General features: G+C 63.5%; 19 protein-coding genes and 1 pseudogene. 12 read left to right on the top strand and 8 right to left on the bottom strand.

Annotated features, from left to right (window positions below; all coding sequences use genetic code 11):
* Positions 1-9: 9 nt before the first annotated feature.
* The 4 genes from lepB to pyrE all read right to left on the bottom strand — a co-directional run bounded on the left by lepB (position 10) and on the right by pyrE (position 2,710).
* Entirely contained in the window at positions 10-846 is an 837-nt protein-coding gene (lepB, locus tag VSX77_RS00230; RefSeq protein WP_338425673.1) for a signal peptidase I, read from the bottom strand.
* Positions 847-853: 7 nt separating this feature from the next.
* Positions 854-1,255, bottom strand: a complete 402-nt coding sequence (gene acpS / locus VSX77_RS00225) for a holo-ACP synthase (RefSeq protein ID WP_338425672.1) — start codon at positions 1,253-1,255, stop codon at positions 854-856.
* Positions 1,256-1,376: 121 nt separating this feature from the next.
* Positions 1,377-2,123 (bottom strand): pyridoxine 5'-phosphate synthase, encoded by a 747-nt coding sequence (locus tag VSX77_RS00220; protein WP_338425671.1) that lies wholly within the window; start codon positions 2,121-2,123, stop codon positions 1,377-1,379.
* The gene (pyrE, locus tag VSX77_RS00215) at positions 2,120-2,710 is read right to left on the bottom strand and encodes an orotate phosphoribosyltransferase (protein ID WP_338425670.1); all 591 of its coding nucleotides are present in this window, start codon (positions 2,708-2,710) and stop codon (positions 2,120-2,122) included. The genes VSX77_RS00220 and pyrE overlap by 4 nt, the downstream gene beginning before the upstream one ends.
* A 231-nt stretch (positions 2,711-2,941) precedes the next feature.
* Here pyrE and coxB point away from each other — a divergent pair, with 231 nt between their 5' ends.
* The 11 genes from coxB (at position 2,942) to VSX77_RS00160 (ending at position 13,264) form a co-directional block, all read left to right on the top strand.
* Positions 2,942-4,036, top strand: coding sequence for a cytochrome c oxidase subunit II (gene coxB / locus VSX77_RS00210; protein WP_338425661.1), 1,095 nt, complete (start codon positions 2,942-2,944; stop codon positions 4,034-4,036).
* A gap of 15 nt (positions 4,037-4,051) precedes the next feature.
* Complete coding sequence (ctaD, locus tag VSX77_RS00205) at positions 4,052-5,719, top strand: cytochrome c oxidase subunit I (RefSeq protein WP_338425669.1); 1,668 nt, start codon at positions 4,052-4,054, stop codon at positions 5,717-5,719.
* Positions 5,720-5,763: 44 nt separating this feature from the next.
* Positions 5,764-6,690: a heme o synthase gene (locus VSX77_RS00200; RefSeq protein ID WP_338425660.1), complete on the top strand. Its 927-nt coding sequence runs from the start codon at positions 5,764-5,766 to the stop codon at positions 6,688-6,690.
* Positions 6,687-6,836, top strand: a complete 150-nt coding sequence (locus VSX77_RS00195; protein WP_338425659.1) for a hypothetical protein — start codon at positions 6,687-6,689, stop codon at positions 6,834-6,836. Before VSX77_RS00200 ends, VSX77_RS00195 begins: the two co-directional genes overlap by 4 nt.
* Positions 6,833-7,402, top strand: coding sequence for a cytochrome c oxidase assembly protein (locus tag VSX77_RS00190; RefSeq protein WP_338425668.1), 570 nt, complete (start codon positions 6,833-6,835; stop codon positions 7,400-7,402). The genes VSX77_RS00195 and VSX77_RS00190 overlap by 4 nt, the downstream gene beginning before the upstream one ends.
* A gap of 80 nt (positions 7,403-7,482) precedes the next feature.
* Positions 7,483-8,358, top strand: coding sequence for a cytochrome c oxidase subunit 3 (locus VSX77_RS00185; protein WP_338425658.1), 876 nt, complete (start codon positions 7,483-7,485; stop codon positions 8,356-8,358).
* Positions 8,318-8,758 (top strand): DUF983 domain-containing protein, encoded by a 441-nt coding sequence (locus VSX77_RS00180; protein WP_338425657.1) that lies wholly within the window; start codon positions 8,318-8,320, stop codon positions 8,756-8,758. The genes VSX77_RS00185 and VSX77_RS00180 overlap by 41 nt, the downstream gene beginning before the upstream one ends.
* Entirely contained in the window at positions 8,751-9,401 is a 651-nt protein-coding gene (locus tag VSX77_RS00175; RefSeq protein ID WP_338425656.1) for an SURF1 family protein, read from the top strand. The genes VSX77_RS00180 and VSX77_RS00175 overlap by 8 nt, the downstream gene beginning before the upstream one ends.
* Before the next feature lie 27 nt (positions 9,402-9,428).
* Positions 9,429-10,826, top strand: a complete 1,398-nt coding sequence (gene thrC, locus VSX77_RS00170; RefSeq protein ID WP_338425655.1) for a threonine synthase — start codon at positions 9,429-9,431, stop codon at positions 10,824-10,826.
* 4 nt (positions 10,827-10,830) lie between these two features.
* Entirely contained in the window at positions 10,831-11,709 is an 879-nt protein-coding gene (locus VSX77_RS00165; RefSeq protein WP_338427178.1) for a class I SAM-dependent methyltransferase, read from the top strand.
* A 259-nt stretch (positions 11,710-11,968) separates the two neighbouring features.
* A complete protein-coding gene (locus tag VSX77_RS00160; RefSeq protein ID WP_338425654.1) occupies positions 11,969-13,264 on the top strand; it encodes a sugar MFS transporter in 1,296 nt (431 codons plus the stop codon).
* 72 nt (positions 13,265-13,336) lie between these two features.
* On the opposite strand, the gene VSX77_RS00155 is transcribed toward VSX77_RS00160, so the two are convergent.
* A complete protein-coding gene (locus VSX77_RS00155; protein ID WP_338425653.1) occupies positions 13,337-14,473 on the bottom strand; it encodes a sensor domain-containing diguanylate cyclase in 1,137 nt (378 codons plus the stop codon).
* A 487-nt stretch (positions 14,474-14,960) separates the two neighbouring features.
* On the opposite strand from VSX77_RS00155, the gene VSX77_RS00150 reads away from it, so the two are divergent.
* Entirely contained in the window at positions 14,961-15,584 is a 624-nt protein-coding gene (locus VSX77_RS00150; protein WP_338425652.1) for a PilZ domain-containing protein, read from the top strand.
* A 14-nt stretch (positions 15,585-15,598) separates the two neighbouring features.
* Here VSX77_RS00150 and aguB read toward each other — a convergent pair whose 3' ends face one another.
* The 3 genes and pseudogenes from aguB to VSX77_RS00135 form a co-directional block, all read right to left on the bottom strand.
* On the bottom strand, positions 15,599-16,450 hold the full coding sequence (aguB, locus tag VSX77_RS00145; protein ID WP_338425651.1) for an N-carbamoylputrescine amidase: 852 nt from the start codon (positions 16,448-16,450) through the stop codon (positions 15,599-15,601).
* Positions 16,451-16,543: 93 nt separating this feature from the next.
* Positions 16,544-17,527, bottom strand: a complete 984-nt coding sequence (locus VSX77_RS00140) for an agmatine deiminase family protein (RefSeq protein WP_338425650.1) — start codon at positions 17,525-17,527, stop codon at positions 16,544-16,546.
* Between the two features lie 110 nt (positions 17,528-17,637).
* Positions 17,638-19,286: pseudogene (locus tag VSX77_RS00135) on the bottom strand (M28 family metallopeptidase).
* Between the last annotated feature and the right edge of the window lie 10 nt (positions 19,287-19,296).

Raw genomic sequence — 19,296 nt, 5'->3', positions numbered from 1 at the left:
CCTGCTGCGCTATTCGCTTGGACGCACGGGCCGAAGGTCGGTTCCCGCGCGTCCCGAACGCAGCGCGGTGAACCAGCTCAGCGGGTTATACCATATGGCAGTCCCGTCGGTAGAAAAGCTGATGATCTCCGCGCGCCCGGCAATGGCATCGAACGGCACCGCGCCGCCCAGGCCTTTCAGCTCGGCAGCGACGCGGCTGTCGGCGCTGCCGTCGCGGTTGTCGCCCATCAGGAACAGATGGCCCGCGGGCACGACATACGGTCCATAATCGTCGGTCGCATAGCCGGGGCCCATGTCGATCGTGTCGAAACTGGCGCCGCCGGGCAGGGTTTCGCGGACGATCGGGATCTCAAGCGTCTCCTTGCCGTCGGCGCCGCGGGTCACGAAACGGAACAGGCTGGAATCGGGGCCAGGGGTGTTGGGATCGACGGGGATCGCCAGCATCGGTTGAACCTCGCGCTTCACCGGCTTCCCGTTGATGCTGAGTTCGCCGTTCACCAGCTGGATCGTATCGCCGGGCAGGCCGATCACGCGCTTGATATAATCGACGCGCGTCACCGGATGTTCGAGCACGACGATGTCGCCTCGCTCGGGCAGCTTTCCGAACAGGCGGCCCGCGCGCTTGGGAGCAAGATGAAAACTGACCGAGGCATAGGACCAGCCATAGGGATATTTGCTGACGATCAGCCGGTCGCCGTTGCGCAGGATCGGCATCATCGAATCGGATGGGATGTAGAAGGGCTTGGCGACACAGCTGTGGATGCCGAGCACGAGTAGCAGGATGACCGCAATGTCGCGGATCAGCTTGCCCCAGCCGCCGTCATCCCTTGTCTTGTCCTTCGCCATTAGTCCGTCAGTCCTTGATTGCTTCGATGATGACGAACGCCTGCGCCCAGGGGTGGTCGTCGGTCAATGTCAGGTGAATATGCGCGGTATGACCTGGCGGGACCATCTGCGCGAGCCGCTCGGCTGCGCCCCCGGTCAGCGCCAGCGTCGGCGCGCCCGAAGGGGCGTTGACGACGCCGATGTCCTTCATGAACACGCCGCGCTTGAAGCCGGTGCCGACGGCTTTCGAGAAAGCCTCCTTCGCGGCGAACCGCTTGGCATAGGTGCCGGCGCGGGTGAAGGGGCGGCGGGCGGCCTTGGCGCGTTCGACGTCGGTGAAGACGCGATTCTCGAACCGCTCACCGAAACGGTCGAGCGAATTCTGGATGCGCTCGATATTGCAGAGATCGGAGCCGAGGCCGATGATCACGCCAAATCCCTCGGGTCGTCATTGCGAGGAGCCGAAGGCGACGCGGCAATCTCCAGCCATCGTCGTTGCGCAATCCCGAAGGCTGGAGATTGCTTCGCTTCGCTCGCAATGGCGAAACTCTTCATCCCCGTGCCTCGTCCATCAGCGCCCGCATCCGTCGCACCGCATCTTCCAGCCCGGTAAAGATCGCTTCGCCGATCAGATAATGGCCGATGTTGAGCTCGGCGAGCTGCGGGATCGCGGCGACGGGGACGACATTCTCATAGGTGAGGCCATGGCCGGCGTGCGGTTCGATGCCGTTCTTCCACGCGAGCGCGGCGGCATCCGCGAGGCGGCGTAGTTCGGCGGCGCGTGCCTCGCCTTCGACATGCGCGTAGCGGCCGGTGTGAAATTCGACCACGGGCGCGCGGAGGCGCATCGCCGCCTCGATCTGGCGCGGATCGGGTTCGATGAACAGGCTGACACGGATGCCCGCGTCGGCCAGACGCGCGACGATAGGCGCAAGGTGATTATGCTGGCCCGCCGCATCGAGCCCGCCCTCGGTCGTGCGCTCCTCGCGCTTTTCAGGAACGATGCATGCCGCGTGCGGACTGTGGCGTAGCGCAATTTCGACCATCTCGTCGGTCGCCGCCATTTCCAGATTGAGCGGCAGGTCGGTCGCCGCCTGAATGCGCGCGAGATCGTCGTCGCGGATATGGCGCCGGTCCTCGCGCAGATGCGCGGTGATGCCGTCGCCGCCGACCGCCGCAACGATTTCGGCGGCGCGCACCGGATCGGGATGCTCGCCGCCGCGCGCGTTGCGGATCGTCGCGACATGGTCGATATTGACGCCGAGCCGCAGGCGCTGCGCGGAAGGCGCGGCGGTCAAGCCGCGACGCTCCGGCTACCGGGCTTGATCGCCTCAGTGCCCGCGAGTTCGGGGGGCAGGTCGTCGGCGGCGTAAGTCGGAAAGTTGATCGCGACGAGCGGATAGAAGGGCACACCGAGGTCGATGTTGCTACCCCCCGAGCGATCGACGAGCGCCGCTTCGGCGACCACTTCGCCGCCCGCGGCGCGCACCGCTTCCATCGCTTCGCGCGAGGACAGGCCCGTCGTCACCACATCCTCGACCATCAGAACTTTCGAACCCGGATCGATCGTAAAGCCGCGGCGCAGCTCGAAAGTGCCGGTCGGGCGTTCGACGAAGATTGCGGGCTTGCCAAGCGCGCGGCCCATTTCATGCCCGATGATGACGCCGCCCATCGCGGGCGAGACGACCAGGTCGATCGACTGTCGCAGTTCTCGCGGCAGCTTGGCGGCGAGCGCAGCGGCGAGGCGTCCGGCGCGGTTCGTGTCCATCAGCACGCGCGCGCACTGCAGATAATATTCGCTGTGGCGGCCGGAGGAGAGAAGGAAGTGGCCCTGGAGCAGGGCGTCGGCGGCACGAAATTCGGCCAGGATTTCATCGTCGGTCATGAAAGGTCGGTCTTTTGTCCATAGCGTCGCCCGCGGCGGGCGACCGGGTTTTGGCGGCGCAGATTTGCCGACCGCAAAATAGTGTTAGAGATGCTTGAGGCAAGCGGCAAGCGGGTCTATAGCGCCCGCGAGATTCAGCCTGTCCGATGGCTGCGCGGACGCATGTTCGGCAGCAAGGAAGGGTGGGCTGGCGGATCATAAGAACAACAGGCAACGGGCGGCATTATCCTTATGAAGAGCTTGAAAACCCCTGTAATCAAGGTGTTAATTGCGGCAGCCTTGTCGCTTGGCGCAGTCGGCGCCGGACAGGCACAGACCGCCGCAACGGCTCCGGCGGAAGCGCCTGCGGCCACGGTCGCCGCGAATCCCGCGCCTGCGACCGCTCCGGTCGCAGCCCCTGCTGCGACGCCCACCGCCGCGCCGGCTACCGCCGACGCTGCTGCGCCCGCGGGTGATGCGACCTACGTGCCGATGAAGCCGACCCCGGGTGTCGGCCAGCCGATCGACCGCGGCATCGACTTCCAGCCGCAGGTCAGCCCGATAGGCGAGCAAGCCTATTGGTTCAACCATGTGATGCTGCTGCCCATCATCACGATCATCTCGCTCTTCGTTCTTGGTCTGCTGCTTTGGGTGATCGTGCGCTACCGCGCCAAGGCGAACCCGGTGCCGTCGAAGACGACGCATAACACTTTCATCGAAATCATCTGGACCGCGATCCCGGTGCTGATTCTCGCGGTGATCGCGGTGCCGTCGATCCGGCTGCTGGCAGCGCAATATGAACCGCCGAAGGCCGACGCACTGACGATCAAGGTCACCGGATACCAATGGTATTGGGGCTATGCCTATCCCGATCAGGGCATCGGGGAATATGTGTCGAAGATGTTGAGCAAGGAACAAGCCGACGCCGCGGGCGAGCCGCACCAGCTGGCGGTCGATAACCGCATGGTCGTTCCCGTTGGCCGCCAGGTTAAGCTCATCATCACCGGCGCGGACGTGATCCACAGCTTTGCCGTTCCCGCCTTCTGGACCAAGATGGACGCCGTCCCCGGCCGCGCCAACGAAACGACCTTCACCGCGAACAAGGTCGGCGTTTATTACGGCCAATGTTCGGAACTGTGCGGCGTCGATCACGGCTATATGCCGATCGCGGTCGAAGTGCTGCCGGTGGATAAGTGGGAAGCATGGGTCCGCTCGAAGGGTGGCAATCCGAATGGCCCGGTGGACGAGACCGCCGCTGCGGCGCCGGCACCGGCCGCAACGCCTGCCGCCACGACCGAATCAGCGCCGGCAGCGGCTCCCGCCGCCATCCCGGCCGCCAAGAATTAACAAGGGGTCCGACAGATGACCGATATTGCAGCGACTGCACCCGCGCACGGCCATGCCGATCATGCGCACGACGATCACGACACGCCCGGCTTTTTCGTCCGCTGGTTCATGTCGACGAACCACAAGGACATCGGCACGCTCTACCTGATCTTCGCGATCGTCGCGGGGATCGTCGGCGGTGTGCTGTCAGGCATGATGCGCTGGGAACTGGCGGAGCCCGGCATCCAGCATTTGACCGGCTGGGCGCAATTCTTCGACGCTTCGGCGAGCGAGGTGCAGGCCAAGCACTTCTGGAACGTGATGATCACCGCGCACGGTCTGATCATGGTGTTCTTCATGGTGATGCCGGCGATGATCGGCGGCTTTGGCAACTGGTTCGTGCCGTTGATGATCGGCGCCCCCGACATGGCGTTCCCGCGCATGAACAACGTCAGCTTCTGGCTCACCGCCGTCGCTTTCATTATGCTCGTCGGGTCGATGTTCGTGCCGGGCGGCAGTGGCCTGGGTGCCGGCACCGGCTGGACGGTGTATGCGCCGCTGTCGACGAGCGGCTCGGCTGGACCCGCGGTCGACATGGCGATCTTCTCGCTCCACCTTGCCGGCGCGGCGTCGATCCTCGGTGCGATCAACTTCATTACCACCATCTTCAACATGCGCGCCCCGGGCATGACGCTGCACAAGATGCCGCTGTTCGTGTGGTCGGTGCTCGTCACCGCCTTCCTGCTGCTGCTCGCGCTGCCCGTGCTCGCTGCGGCGATCACCATGCTGCTGACCGACCGCAATTTCGGTACCACCTTCTATGATGCGGCAGGCGGCGGCGATCCCGTGCTTTACCAGCATCTGTTCTGGTTCTTCGGCCACCCCGAAGTCTATATCATGATCCTGCCGGGCTTCGGCATCGTCAGCCAGATCATCTCGACCTTCAGCCGCAAGCCGGTGTTCGGCTATCTCGGCATGGCTTACGCCATGGTCGCGATCGGTGTCGTCGGCTTCATCGTATGGGCGCACCACATGTTCACGGTCGGCATGAGCGTGAACCTGAAGATGTATTTCACCGCGGCGACGATGGTGATCGCGGTTCCCACGGGCATCAAAATTTTCAGCTGGATCGCGACGATGTGGGGCGGATCGATGAGCTTCAAGACCCCGATGGTCTGGTCGCTCGGCTTCATCTTCATGTTCACTGTCGGCGGCGTCACGGGTGTCGTTCTCGCGAACGGTGGTGTCGATACGGCGCTGCACGACACCTATTATGTCGTTGCGCACTTCCACTATGTGCTGTCGCTCGGGGCGGTCTTCTCGCTCTTCGCCGGTTTCTATTACTGGTTCCCGAAAATGTCGGGCCGGATGTACAGCGAAGTCCTGGGCCAGCTGCACTTCTGGATCTTCTTCATCGGCGTGAACGTCCTGTTCTTCCCCCAGCATTTCCTGGGGCAGCAGGGGATGCCGCGCCGTTATCCGGACTATCCCGACGCCTATGCCTTCTGGCACCTCATCTCGTCCTATGGCTATGTCATCATGGGCGTGGGCGTGCTGATCTTCTTCGTGAATATCATCTACTCGCTGGTCGCGGGCAAGAAGGCGGCCGACAATCCGTGGGGCGAGGGTGCGACGACGCTCGAATGGACGCTGTCGAGCCCGCCGCCGTTCCACCAGTTCAACGAACTGCCGCGTATCGCCTGACAGGCCGCGCCCTCTGCTGACCTTCGGCAGAGGGCGCCGCCCTGATGGCCGGAGTGATTATGGCGCAGAGCCTGACCCATGATATGATGACGCTTCCCGCGGACTGGCGCGACCTGTTCGCGCTGACCAAGCCGCGCGTCATGTCGCTGGTGGTGTTCACTGCGCTCTGCGGACTGCTCGCAGCGCCGGGTGACGTGCATCCGGTCCTCGCCTTTTCGTCGATCCTCGCCATCGCGCTCGGGGCGGGCGCGTCGGGCGCACTCAACCAATGGTATGAAGCGGGGCTCGATGCCAAGATGAAGCGCACCGCGGGACGCCCGCTGCCTGCCGGGCGGCTCGATCCGCAGACTGCGTTGCAGTTCGGGATTGGTCTCGCGGCTTTTTCGCTGTTCCTGATGCTGTTCGCATCGAACTGGCAGGCGACGCTGCTGCTCGCCGTGTCGATCTTCTTTTATGTCTTCGTCTATACGATGTGGCTGAAGCCGCGCACGCCGCAGAATATCGTCATCGGCGGCGCGGCGGGGGCGTTTCCGCCGCTGATCGGCTGGGTCGCGGCGACGGGATCGATCGCGCCGCTGCCGGTGATGCTGTTCCTGCTTATTTTCCTGTGGACCCCGCCGCATTTCTGGGCGCTCGCGCTCTTCGTCCGCTCGGATTATGCCGACGCAGGCATTCCGATGATGCCCGTCGTCGCGGGCGAGACATCGACGCGGCGGCAGATTCTTTTCTATGCGATCGTAATGGCGGCGGCGGCGATCGCGCCCTGGCCGCTCGGCTACACCGGCGCGCTCTATGGCTGGACGGCGATCCTGCTGTCGGCAATCTTCGTCCTGCTATCGGTTCGGGTCGGCACGCGCACTGCGGGCGAGGGCGATCGGATGCAGCCTGAAAAGCGGCTGTTCGCTTTTTCGATCGCCTATCTTTTCATTCTCTTCGGCGCAGTCGTCGCCGATCATTGGTGGCCGCTATGACCGACGAATCCGACCAGCAGCCGTTCGATGAGGCCGAATATCGCCGGCGCCAGCGCAGCCGCGCGAATATGATGGCGTGGATGCTCGGCGCGCTCGCTATCCTGTTCTTCTTCATCACCATTGCCAAAATGCAGATTTTCGCATGATCCGGAGCCTGTCCCCGAAAGCCAAGACCGCCAGCCTTGCCGGCATCCTCGCGCTCGCGATGACCGGTCTCGGCTTCGCCGCGGTGCCGCTCTATGATCTTTTCTGCCGCGTGACGGGTTTCGGCGGCACGACGCAGCGCTACGACGCGGTCGCGGCTGCGGCCGAGCCCGAGATCCTGAACCAGACGATCTCGGTGCGTTTCGACGCGAATGTGTCGCCCGCGCTGCCGTGGAAATTCTATCCCGAACATCCGCGTGACACGGTCAGCGTCGGCGCGCGCGACATGGCGATTTTCATCGCCGAGAATAATTCGGCCGCGCCGGTCGTCGGTACCGCCAGCTTCAACGTTACGCCGACGCAGGCGGGCAAATATTTCACCAAAATCCAATGCTTCTGTTTCACCGAACAACGGCTGGAACCGGGGCAGCAGATGCGGATGCCGGTGCTGTTCTTCGTCGATCCGGCGATCGTCGATGACCCCGACGCGCGCGACGTCCAGGAAATCACCTTGAGCTACACCTTCCACCCTGTAGAGGCGGTAGACGAGGGCAAAAAGGCGAGCTAAGGCCGCATCCAAGAGTCTAACAAGGACCGGCGGGTGATGGGGAATCGTCACGCTGGGGCAGCAAAAACGGGAATTGTGACATGGCCGGTGCCAAACATCATGACTATCACCTCGTAAACCCCAGCGTCTGGCCGCTCATCGGCTCGTTCGCGGCGCTCGTGATGTTCTTCGGCCTCGTCATGTTCATGCACGAGGATTATTTCGGTGCCGCGGGCAAATGGGTGCTCGGGCTCGGCTTCATGGGCGTGATCGCAACCTTTTTCAGCTGGTGGTCGGACGTCATCAACGAAGCGCATGCCGGCGATCATACCCCCGTCGTGCAGCTGCACCTGCGCTATGGCATGATCCTGTTCATCGCGTCCGAAGTCATGTTCTTCGTCGGCTGGTTCTGGGCCTGGTTCGACTTCTCGCTCTTTCCGGTGCCGATCGAATATGCCGATGGCGCGATCACGTCGCTTTTCGGACAAGAAGGCGCCGATGCGATCACCATGTGGCCGCCCAAGGGCATCGAGGTCATCGATCCGTTCTCGCTCCCGCTGCTCAACACGCTGATCCTGCTCTGCTCGGGCACGACGATCACCTGGGCGCACCATGCGCTGATCCACGGCGACCGCGAAGGCCTGAAAAAAGGCCTGTGGGCGACGATCATCCTCGGCGCGATCTTTTCGATGATCCAGGCGTATGAATATATGCATGCGCCCTGGGGTTTCGGCGGCAGCAATTACAGCTCGGCCTTCTACATGGCGACGGGTTTCCACGGCTTCCACGTGCTGGTCGGTACGATCTTCCTGATCGTCTGTCTTGTTCGCGCCTATAAGGGGCATTTCACCCCGCAGCAGCATTTCGGTTTCGAAGCGGCGGCGTGGTACTGGCACTTCGTCGACGTTGTGTGGCTGTTCCTCTTCATCATCGTCTATGTCTGGGGCGGCTGGGGCGCGCCGATCGCCGCGCACTGATTTGACCGGCAAGGAACCATCACCAAAGGGGCAGCCACCAATCGCGCGGGCTGCCCTTTTTGGCCTCTGTCCCGAATGCGGTGCGCAGACCTTGTTCGACGGGCCGGTGAAGTTTGCGCCGCGCTGCCGCGTCTGCGCGCTCGATTTCCAGCGCTATAACGTCGGCGACGGGCCCGCAGCCTTCCTGACGATGATCATCGGCGCGCTGCTGATCGTGCTGGCGCTCGCGCTCGATTTCGCGTTCGAGCCGCCGCTATGGATCCATGCCCTGCTGTGGGTGCCGCTGACCGCTGCGGCGGTGGTCTATGGGCTGCGCGTTGCCAAAGCGGCGCTGCTCGCGTCAGAACATCAGCGCAGCGCCGCGGAGGGTCGACTCGCCGGAACGGATGAGGATGACTGACCCGGTTTCGCCGCCGCCGCCGCCGCCCCGCTGGCCGCTGATCCCGACGCTGCTCGTACTTGCCGCGGTCGCGACGATGATCGGCCTCGGCGTCTGGCAGCTCCAGCGCAAGGCCGACAAGGAAGCGCTGATCGCGCTGTACGAACGCAATATGGCGATGTCGTCGCTCGTCACCTATCCCGAGCTGCCGCCGGTGCCCGATGCTGTGCTCTATCGCAAGAGCAGCGTCGTCTGCCTCGAACCCGTGCGCTGGGATCCGCGCAGCGGCACCGACCGCAAGGGCGGTACGGGCTTTCGCATGATCGCCGACTGCCGCACCGGCGCCGAAGGGCCGGGCGTGCTGGTCGATGTCGGTATCGGCGACGGTTTTGCGCCACCCAAGTGGACCGGCGGGATTGTCCAGGGGACGATCGTGCCCGGCCCCGAGCAGCCGAGCATGATCGCGCGGGCGATGGGCAAGGCGGCGCCAGCACGCGCGATGCTGGTCGCCGATACGCCGGTCGCGGGGTTGCGGCCGAGCGCCGTTCCGTCGGCCGACGACACGCCGAACAATCATCTCGCTTATGCAGTTCAGTGGTTCCTCTTCGCCGCCGCGGCGCTCGTCATCTATTTCCTCGCCGTCCGTCGCCGCTTGCGGCCGTAAGCCGTCGCCGCTAGGCGCGTCTGCGTCATGGACTATATCAGCACCCGCGGCTCCGCGCCGACCCTCGACTTTCGTGCCGCCACGCTCGCGGGCCTCGCCAGCGACGGCGGGCTTTACGTGCCCGCGAAATGGCCGCAGATGTCGACCGACGAAATTCGGGCGCTCGCCGGGCTGGATTATGTCGAAACGGCGGTCCGCGTCATGCGACCCTTTGTCGAAGGCGCGCTGACCGAGGATGAATTGCGCGGGCTGTGCAAGGCCGCATATGGCCGCTTCAGCCACGATGCCGTGACGCCGCTGGTCCAGCTCGACCATCGCCACTGGCTGCTCGAACTGTTCCATGGGCCGACGCTGGCGTTCAAGGACGTCGCGCTGCAATTGCTCGGCGAATTGTTCGAGACGTTCCTGAGCGGCGGCGACACCGACATCACGATTGTCGGCGCAACGTCGGGTGATACCGGATCGGCGGCGATCGAGGCGGTCGCGGGGCGCGAGCATATCCAGATTTTCATGCTTCATCCCGAGGGCCGCGTCAGCGATGTCCAGCGGCGCCAGATGACGACGGTGCTTGCCCCCAATGTCCATAATATCGCGATCGACGGCAGTTTCGACGATGCGCAGGCGATGGTGAAGCGGCTGTTCGGCGATGCCGACGCACGGAGCCAGGTCAATCTGTCGGCGGTCAACAGCATCAACTGGGCGCGGCTGATGGCGCAGATCGTCTATTATTTCTACGCGGCCGTCCGTCTTGGCGGCCCCGATCGTCCGGTGGCGTTCAGCGTGCCGACCGGCAATTTCGGCGATGTGTTCGCGGGCTATGTCGCGGCGCAGATGGGGCTGCCCATCGCTCGGTTGGTGGTCGCGACCAACGTCAATGACATCCTCCACCGCGCGCTCACCAGCGGCGACTATAGCGCGGGTACAGTGACGCCGACCGCGACGCCCAGCATGGACATTCAGGTCAGCAGCAATTTCGAGCGGCTGCTCTTTGACCTCGCAGGCCGCGACGGCGGCGCGATCGCGGGCATGATGGCCGAGTTCGATGCCAAGCGCGCAATGACGATCCCCGCCGACATGCTCGGCGGCGCGCGCGACCTGTTCTCGAGTGCCCGCATCGACGGCGACGCGATGACGCTCGCGCTGCGCTGGGCGCAGGAACGCGGGGGGCAGATTATCGACCCGCACAGCGCGGTTGGGCTCGCCGCAGCGCGCTCGCTCGACATCGACGCCGACATTCCGGTCATCACGCTCGCCACCGCACATCCCGCGAAATTCCGCGAGGCGGTCGAGCGCGCGACGGGCGTGCGCCCGCCGCTGCCCGCGCGGCTGGGCAATCTGTTCGAGCGCGAGGAACGTTACACGAAGCTTCCCGGCGACTATGACGCGGTCAAGGCCTTCATCCTTGCGGAAGCCTCGCGTGGCTGATCTGTTGCCCCTCGTCACGCTCGTTGGCGAGGCGTGGGATGATTATGGGCTGGTCGACAGCGGCGGCGGCCGCAAGCTCGAACGCTATGGCCGCTATCGCTTCATCCGCCCCGAACCACAGGCGATGTGGGCACCCGCGCTGCCCGAAAGCGAATGGGCTGCGGCTGATGGCGAGTTCGTGCCCGCGTCCGACGATGATGGCGGCGGCCGCTGGTATTACCATAAACCCGTGCCCGCCGAGGGCTGGCCGCTTGGCTGGCGCGAGACGCGCTTCACGGCCTCCTGCACGCCCTTTCGTCATCTCGGCTTCTTTCCCGACATGGCGCCGGTGTGGGACTGGCTGCGCGAACGCGTTGCCGACAAGCCCGACCCAGCCTTTCTGAATCTCTTTGGCTACACCGGCGTGGGCAGCCAGGCGCTCGCGGCGGCGGGCGCGTCGGTGACGCATGTCGATGCCTCCAAAAAATCGGTGGGGCAGGCGCGCGAAAATGCGGCGCTTGCAGGCATGGCCGACATGCCGGTGCGCTGGATCGTCGACGATGCCGGCAAATTCACTGCGCGCGAGGTGCGACGCGGGCGGCGTTACGATGCGATCCTGCTCGACCCCCCCAAATTCGGGCGCGGTCCCGGCGGTGAGCGCTGGCAGATCGAGGAGGGGCTGGCGCCGCTGCTCGCCGATTGCCGCCAGTTGCTCGACGGGGACAGCCGCGCGCTGTTCCTGACCGTCTATGCCGTGCGCATGTCGGCGCTCGCGATCGGCGAACTGCTCGCCCAGCTTTTCGCCGACTTGCCGGGCAAGGTCGAATGCGGCGAGCTTGCCGTGCGCGAAGAAGCGCGCGCCCTGCTGCTGCCGACGGCGATCTTCGCGCGCTGGAGCCGCTGACTGGCGTGCTACGCCCGCGACAGACACCCTAACGTACCGACGATTGTGTCCGTAGGGTCTATGGCCCTCACGGGACCGCCTATCCGATGCTCCCATTCCGATTAGGCCAAGGGGCAGGCGCCGTTCATCCGCCAAACGGCGTCCGTGCCTATGCATACGAATGTCGCGACGGCGCAGTATCAAATAGGCTTGCTCGCCGCCGCCAATATGACATGACCCGTGTAGGGCACGACCCGATCAGAAAATATTGGGGGATGGCATGGCTTTGGCGCCGGATAATTCGTCGAGCAGCGACCCGATTGCGGTCGAAGGGCAGGGCGCGCACGTCGATGCGCCCGAGCTGCGGCTGTTCGTCATGGGACTGTTCTTCATTTTCGGAGGCATCACGTCGCTGAACGACGTGCTGATCCCAAAACTCAAAGAACTGTTCACGCTCAACTATACGCAGGCCATGCTGATCCAGTTCTGCTTTTTTACCGCTTACCTAGTGATCGGCATTCCAGGGGCCAAGCTGGTCAAGAAGATTGGCTATATGCGCGGCGCAGTCGCGGGATTGCTGACGATGCTTGCCGGATGCTTGCTCTTCATTCCTGCATCGCAACAGGCGGTCTATGGGCTCTTCCTGCTTGCGCTGTTCGTGCTCGCAAGCGGCGTCGTGATTGTCCAGGTCGTCGCCAACCCGCTGATCTCGCTTCTCGGCAAACCCGAAACGGCGCATAGCCGCCTGACCTTTGCGCAGGCGTTCAATTCGCTGGGGACCACCGTTTTTCCGATCGTTGGATCGATACTGATCCTCGGCAGCCTGGCGACGGTCAGCGCCGACCAGCTGTCGGGCGCCGAACTCGATGCCTATCGAACCGCCGAAAGCCAGGCGATCGTTCACGGGTATCTGGGGATTGCCGTCGCGCTCGCCGTAGTCGCAGGCGCGGTATGGCTGTTCCGCAACCGGCTTCAGGGTGAAAGGCATGAAGCAAGCGCGGGCCTTGCGGGTTTCGACCTGCTGAAGCGCCCGCGTTTCGGCTTCGGTGCGCTCTGCATCTTTCTTTATGTGGGGGCGGAGGTGTCGATCGGCTCGCTCGTCGTCAGTTATCTGATGCAGCCGGGCGTGATGGCACTGCCGGAACAGGCCGCAGGCAAGTTGATCGGGCTGTACTGGGGTGGCGCGATGGTCGGCCGCTTCATCGGTTCGGGCCTGATGCGCGTCGTCAGCCCGGGCAAGCTGCTCGCCTGCGTTGCGATCGGCGCGATCACGTTGATCTTGATTTCGACCAACAGCAGCGGGGTCGTCTCTGGATATAGCCTGCTCGCAATCGGGCTGATGAACGCAATCATGTTCCCGACGATTTTCAGCCTCGCGTCCGAGAAACTCGGGCCGCGCGCAGCCGACGGGTCGGGGATCATCAACGTGGCGATCTTCGGCGGCGCGGTCGTCCCCCTCGCCACCGGGGTGATTGCCGATGTCACGGGTAGCCTCGCCACGGCGCTGCTGCTTCCCGCTCTATGCTATGCGGTGATTGCCGCGTTCGGCTATTACGCGCGGCGTCCGGCCGTTTGACGGCAAGGCCGCGGACAACGGGCGATCATGCCAATTGTCCGCGGCGCCCGCCCCCTCGCGGAAAGCCGGTAATCAGGACGGCTCAGCAATGCGGATGCAGTTGCGGCCGCTCATCTTCGCCTTGTAGAGCGCCGCGTCGGCCGCCTTCAGCGCGGCGCGCGCATCGCCATAACCAAAGACATCGGCCACCCCGCCCGAAAAGGTGATCTGTCCGAACGGTTCGTCGGTCTTGCGGTTGATGAGGCGCCGGTCGGCAAGCGCCTCGCGCGCATCGTCCAGCTTTTCGGCGGCTTCGGTCGGGGTGAGACCGCGGAACAGCATGACGAATTCCTCGCCGCCGTGGCGCGCAACATGGCACTTGTCGTTCGAAATGCGCGCGAGCGTGTCGGCGATGGCCTTGATGACCCGGTCGCCCGCCTCATGGCCGTGGGTGTCGTTGACCTTCTTGAACTCGTCGATATCGCAGAAGGCTACGCTCAGCGGCTCGATCGCCGCGCGCGCTTCCTTATAATGCCGGTCGAGCAGGTTTTCGAATGCGCGGCGGTTCGGAAGCCCGGTCAGATAGTCGAGCTCGGCATCGCGCTTGGCGCGGTCGAGGCTGCGGCGCAGCGCTTTTGCCTCATCCTCGCTCTTGCGCATGTCCTCTTCGGCCTTGCGCGTGCGTTCGAGCATGACCTTGGCGAGGTCGGCGAGGCTCGACACGATGCGTCCTGTCTTTTGAAGCTGCTCAAGATCGGAGACATGCTGTTCCAGTTCGATCCCGTAATCGCTGGTGGCGGTGCGGGCATCCTTGGTGTTGGCGTGAAAAGCCTCAAGATTGGCCTCGAGCCGACTCATCAGCTTGTCGAGTTCGACGCGGTCCGGTTGGCCGCTTTCCTGTTGCTCCACCTCGTCGAGCCATTTTTGCGTGATGCCCTGTGGGCTTTGCGCCTGCGCGACGATCTGCCGCGCGAGGCGCGGGTTGCGGCCCGAAAAGGCGCCATGTGCGATCAGCAGGTTTGCAGGCGAAATTTCCAGATCATTATCGACGAGGAAAGAGGTGATCGACGCGGCTAGCTCGTAACGCGATTCACGCGCCAAGTCGCGGGGCCCCCCGGGGTCGACGGGCGGATAACCGCCGTCGGAGGCACCGCCGCGCGTGCGGCGAAGCCCGAGCCAACCCATGAGCCGCCCAACCGGCTCGTTCGATGCTGTCGCTTTTGTGGTCATGCGAGCTTTAACGAGCGGGCCGGCCCTGATTTAAAGGGGATTCACGCCGTTTTGGCGCGATTTTTTTCGCGTCGTTTAACGGTTTCGTGGCCATAACCATTATATAGCCGGTAAATCAGCGGTTTAGCTTCATCCCGTTCTTTGGTGTGGCGCCCATTCGCGCACATCGCCATCGTTACCTTGCATCAGATGATTGCCTACCGATTGACATGCTGAGAGCCAGAGCCTTGACGGTTAGGCGTCATGAGCGCGCGGAGCCTTGTTCAATCGCGCGGGTTCGGGCGACGAACCGTTAAAAACAGGACGAGTCTCCAAATCACCGGGCCATCCTGATCGGCGCTTATATCATATAAGCGACGTTAACTATATATCTGCAATATAATTGAATTTTAACGAAAAATCTAGTAGTAGTTCAAATGGTGTGGGGCGTTTTTTCAGCATATACAACGGGTTATCCCGGCGTGTTGCTGTCGGCAAGGTAAAAGACATGAGCCAACGTCGCTTATCCGATCCGGCTGAGGAGCCGAGTCATTCCGCGGCGGACGACCGCCGCGGCGGCGATCGCTATCGCACGGTGTGGCGGATTGCCAAAGTCATCCGCAACGGTGACGCGGGGCTGTGGCGCGTGCGGAACATGTCCGATCGCGGCATGATGCTTGCAGCCGACGTCCCGATCACGGTCGGTGAACATTTAGAAATCGCGTTGTCGGACACGGTTACGCTCGGCGGAAAGGTCGTCTGGTCCGACGGCGGCCGATGCGGGGTGTCATTCGATACCGAGGTCGATGTCGCCGAAGTGCTCAAACAACTGGCGGCCGAACAGCGCGCGATGGGCTATCGCCAGCCGCGTTTGCCGGTTCACAGTCAGGCGCAGATTGTCGCCGACGACGGAACCGCCAGCGACATTGAGCTGGTTGATCTGTCGCAACATGGCGCGGGCTTTGTCCACGGTACGCATTTCGAGGTCGGCAAAGAGTTCGACCTCATACTCGCCGGCGGAGTTAAGCGGCACGCGATCGTGCGCTGGTCGCGCGGAGGGCGCGGCGGGCTATGGCTGACGCAGCCGCTCGACCGGGCGGACCTTGAAAGCATCCACCGCTTCGAAAACTGAGCGCGGGTTCAAGGTCAGACGTCTTCGACCAGTCGGCCGTAAAGCTGCGGTCGCCGGTCGCGGAAGAAGCCCATGCCGGCCCGGTGTTTCGCAGCGCGATCGAGGTCGATCGTCTCGACGAGCGCGCCGGTTTCGTGTGCGCCGAACGCCTGCGTCATGTCGCCCCACTCGTCGGTGATGAAGCTGTGGCCGTAAAAGCTGGCGTCGCCCTCGGTGCCGATCCGGTTTGCGGCGATGACCGGCATACAGTTCGACACGGCATGGCCCTGCATCGCGCGGCGCCACATGCGGCTGGTGTCGAGGTCGGCGTCATAGGGCTCCGATCCGATCGCGGTGGGATAGAAGAGCAGTTCGGCGCCCATCAGGGCCATCGCGCGCGCGCATTCGGGATACCATTGGTCCCAGCAGACGCCGACGCCGATGCGCGTCCCGAACAGGTCCCACACTTTGAAGCCGGTGTTGCCGGGGCGGAAATAATATTTCTCTTCATACCCCGGCCCGTCGGGAATGTGACTTTTGCGATACGTCCCCATGATCGCGCCGTCGGGGCCGATCATCGCGAGCGTATTGTAATAATGCGGCCCATCCTTCTCGAAAAAGCTCGTCGGGATCGCCACCTTCAGTTTTGCGGCCAATGCCTGCATTGCAATGACGCTCGGATGTTCGGACGTCGGCCGCGCCGCCGCGAACAGCGCCTCATCCTCAACCTGGCAGAAATAGGGGCCTTCGAAAAGTTCGGGCGGCAGGATGACCTGCGCACCCTGGGCGGCCGCTTCCTCGATAAGCGCGATCACGGCCTCGATATTGGGCTGGACGGGGCCGGGCAGGGGGAGCTGTAATGCTGCGATAGTTATGGTGCGGGTCATGGGCCGGATATAGGCCGGACAGCGCATCTTGCCAGAGCAAAAGCTGCACCCTCACCCTCGGCGTCCCAGCCTTCGCCGGGACGACGCAAAGAATTAGCGCGGCACTTGCTGGCTCGAGCAATGGAAGCTTCCGCCGCCGACGATGATCCCCCGCGCGGGCACGCCCACCGCGCGGCGATCAGGGAACAGCGCCGCGAGCGTCTCGATCGCAGCCTGATCGTTCGGCGCGCCATAGGTGGGCACGACGACGGTGCTATTGCCGATATAGAAGTTCATATAACTTGCCGCCGCTACCTCTCCGTCGATTTCCACGCGGCCGGGTGAGGGCAGATCGACGATCTCGACCCCGTCAAAAGCTTTGGCGCGCGCGCGGGCGTCAGCATAGACATGCGCATTGGGATCGTCGTTACCTGCCGCAACGGGTAACGCCAGCCGCCCTTCGCCGACGAAGCGCGCCAGATTATCGACATGGCCGTCGGTGTGGTCGCCGATCAGGCCGTTGCCCAGCCACAGGACGCGATCGATGCCGAGGGACTTGTGCAGCCGCGTCTCGATGTCGGCGCGCGTCAGCGACGGGTTGCGGTTCGGGTTGAGCAGGCATTCCTCGGTCGTGACGCAGAGCCCGGAGCCGTCGACGTCGATGCCGCCGCCCTCCAGCACCCAGTCACAATCGCGTGTCGGAAAAGCCATATAGGCTGCGATGATTGAACCGATCTCGCGGTCGCCCGGCATGACGAATTTATTGCCCCACCAGTTGAAATCGAAATTGCGCGCGGCTCGCGCACCGCCGGTACCGACGACGATCGGTCCGGTATCGCGCAGCCAGATGTCGCCAAGCGGCATGATGTGCAGCTCGACACCCGGATCGACCATGGTTTCGGCCAGATCGGCGTTCGCGTGATCGCGCACCACCAGTCGCACCGTCTCGCCGCGGCCCTCGTCGTGAACGGCATTGGCGAATGCCGCGACGTCGCGCCGCGCGGCGTCTATCTGCCCCGACCATTCCTCGGCGAAATGGGGAAAGCCGATCCACACCGCATCGTGCGGTGCCCATTCGGCAGGCATGTGCAGGGGCATCGGGTCTCGATCCTGTTCAGCTCCGTCATTGCGAGGAGCGGAGCGACGCGGCAATCTGGAGTAGCGTAAACCGCCCTGGATTGCGTCGCTCCGCTCGCAATGACGAAACCCTATTTCGCCGCGCTACGCGACTTGTCGCGGGCGGCGCGGAATTCATCGCCCTCGACCCAGTTCGGCCATGCGCTGGTCATCGCGAGCATTCGGCCGGCGGCGTAATAGAGGCGCAGGTCCGACATCATGCCGTCCCAGTTGGTAATAGCCTCAAATTCGTCCCCGGGGGCGTGATAGCGGTTCTTTTCATAATCTTCCGCTGCTTTCTGGCCGGCCTCGACGCCGCCATCGACCAGATCGTCGCCGCTGCCGAAGTTGAACATCGGCACGCCGAGCTTTGCAAAGCTGAAATGGTCCGAGCGATAGTAGAAGCCCTTCTCCGGCGTCGGTTCGGCCTTGACCGTGCGGCCCTCCATCTGCGCGAGCTTGGTGACATAGGCATCGAGTTCGGACTTGCCGCCGCCGACAACGACAATGTCTTTTGCCGGGCCGACCGAATTGAGCGCGTCCATATTCACGCCGCCGACGGTCTGTGAAAGCGGGAAGACCGGGTTTTCGGCGTAGTATTTCGATCCGAGCAGCCCCGATTCTTCGGCGGTCACCGCGAGAAAGACGATGCTGCGGTCGGGCGCACCGGCCTTGTGAAAGGCTTGCGCCAGCGTCACGAGACCCGCGATGCCGCTCGCGTTATCGACGGCACCATTGCAGATGTCGTCGCCATCGACCGGCGTGCAGCGGCCGAGATGATCCCAGTGGCCGGTATAGAGAACATATTCGTCGGGCCGCTTGGCGCCCGGCAGAACGCCGATGACGTTGCGCGACATTTTCTTCGCGATTTCGTTGTCGAAGCCGAAGTTTGCCTTCACCCCGGTCAGCGGAACTGGCCTGAAGCCCTTTTTCTTCGCGGCCGCGCGCATTGCATCGAAATCCTGCCCTGCGCTTGCGAAAACTTCTTTCGCCTTGGGCAGCTGGATCCAGCCATTTGCAACGGTCTGGTCGGCGCCGCCATTCTTGCTCTCGGCCAGATATTGCGTCCCCGTATTGCTCGATTCGACGACATTCCAGCCGTAAGCGGCGGGTTCGGTGTCGTGGACGATCAGCACGGCCGCCGCGCCCTGCCGCGCGGCTTCTTCATATTTATACGACCAGCGGCCATAATAGGTCATGGCGCGACCATTGAACTCGCCCTTGGCTTCCTTGGTTTCCCAGTCGGGATCGTTGACGAGGACGACGACCGTCTTCCCCTTTACATCGAGCCCGGCATAGTCGTTCCAACCCTTTTCGGGGGCATTGATGCCATAGCCGACAAAGACGACGTCGCTGTCCTTGACCTCGGTCTTGGGCTGCACGCGCCAACTGAACGCGACATAGTCCTTGGCATATTGCGCGGTTACTGGCGTCTTGCCGCCCGTGAAGGTCAGCGGGGTGGCGTTCTTGGCCGTGATCTCGATGAGCGGCACGTCCTGCGTCCAGTTGCCGTTGTTGCCGGGCTTCAGCCCCGCTTCTTGATATTTCTTGATAATGTAAGCGACCGTCTTTTCCTCGCCAGCCGTGCCGGGCGCACGGCCTCGTAGGCGTCCGACGACAATTCCTTGGTCACTTCCTGAAGCGTTGCGAGCGACAGTTCGGGAATCTCGACATCGGGGATGGCGGGGGCGGACGTATCGCTCGCAGCCTTGTCGGAAGCGTTGCACGCGGCAACGGTCAGAAGAACCGCA

It is taken from the genome of Sphingopyxis sp. TUF1 (genome assembly GCF_036687315.1).
Lineage (GTDB): Bacteria > Pseudomonadota > Alphaproteobacteria > Sphingomonadales > Sphingomonadaceae > Sphingopyxis > Sphingopyxis kveilinensis.
The sequence above is the reverse complement of the archived record's forward strand: the minus strand, read 5'-3'. Positions and strand labels throughout refer to the sequence as shown.

What these genes read in the sequence shown, in the direction of transcription:
- lepB (WP_338425673.1), bottom strand. Translation starts at nt 846, where the DNA reads ATGGCGAAGGACAAGACAAGGGATGACGGCGGCTGGGGCAAGCTGATC.
- pyrE (WP_338425670.1), bottom strand. Translation starts at nt 2,710, where the DNA reads ATGACCGACGATGAAATCCTGGCCGAATTTCGTGCCGCCGACGCCCTG.
- coxB (WP_338425661.1), top strand. Translation starts at nt 2,942, where the DNA reads ATGAAGAGCTTGAAAACCCCTGTAATCAAGGTGTTAATTGCGGCAGCC.
- ctaD (WP_338425669.1), top strand. Translation starts at nt 4,052, where the DNA reads ATGACCGATATTGCAGCGACTGCACCCGCGCACGGCCATGCCGATCAT.
- VSX77_RS00200 (WP_338425660.1), top strand. Translation starts at nt 5,764, where the DNA reads ATGGCCGGAGTGATTATGGCGCAGAGCCTGACCCATGATATGATGACG.
- VSX77_RS00195 (WP_338425659.1), top strand. Translation starts at nt 6,687, where the DNA reads ATGACCGACGAATCCGACCAGCAGCCGTTCGATGAGGCCGAATATCGC.
- VSX77_RS00190 (WP_338425668.1), top strand. Translation starts at nt 6,833, where the DNA reads ATGATCCGGAGCCTGTCCCCGAAAGCCAAGACCGCCAGCCTTGCCGGC.
- VSX77_RS00185 (WP_338425658.1), top strand. Translation starts at nt 7,483, where the DNA reads ATGGCCGGTGCCAAACATCATGACTATCACCTCGTAAACCCCAGCGTC.
- VSX77_RS00180 (WP_338425657.1), top strand. Translation starts at nt 8,318, where the DNA reads ATGTCTGGGGCGGCTGGGGCGCGCCGATCGCCGCGCACTGATTTGACC.
- VSX77_RS00175 (WP_338425656.1), top strand. Translation starts at nt 8,751, where the DNA reads ATGACTGACCCGGTTTCGCCGCCGCCGCCGCCGCCCCGCTGGCCGCTG.
- thrC (WP_338425655.1), top strand. Translation starts at nt 9,429, where the DNA reads ATGGACTATATCAGCACCCGCGGCTCCGCGCCGACCCTCGACTTTCGT.
- VSX77_RS00160 (WP_338425654.1), top strand. Translation starts at nt 11,969, where the DNA reads ATGGCTTTGGCGCCGGATAATTCGTCGAGCAGCGACCCGATTGCGGTC.
- VSX77_RS00155 (WP_338425653.1), bottom strand. Translation starts at nt 14,473, where the DNA reads ATGACCACAAAAGCGACAGCATCGAACGAGCCGGTTGGGCGGCTCATG.
- VSX77_RS00150 (WP_338425652.1), top strand. Translation starts at nt 14,961, where the DNA reads ATGAGCCAACGTCGCTTATCCGATCCGGCTGAGGAGCCGAGTCATTCC.
- aguB (WP_338425651.1), bottom strand. Translation starts at nt 16,450, where the DNA reads ATGACCCGCACCATAACTATCGCAGCATTACAGCTCCCCCTGCCCGGC.
- VSX77_RS00140 (WP_338425650.1), bottom strand. Translation starts at nt 17,527, where the DNA reads ATGCCCCTGCACATGCCTGCCGAATGGGCACCGCACGATGCGGTGTGG.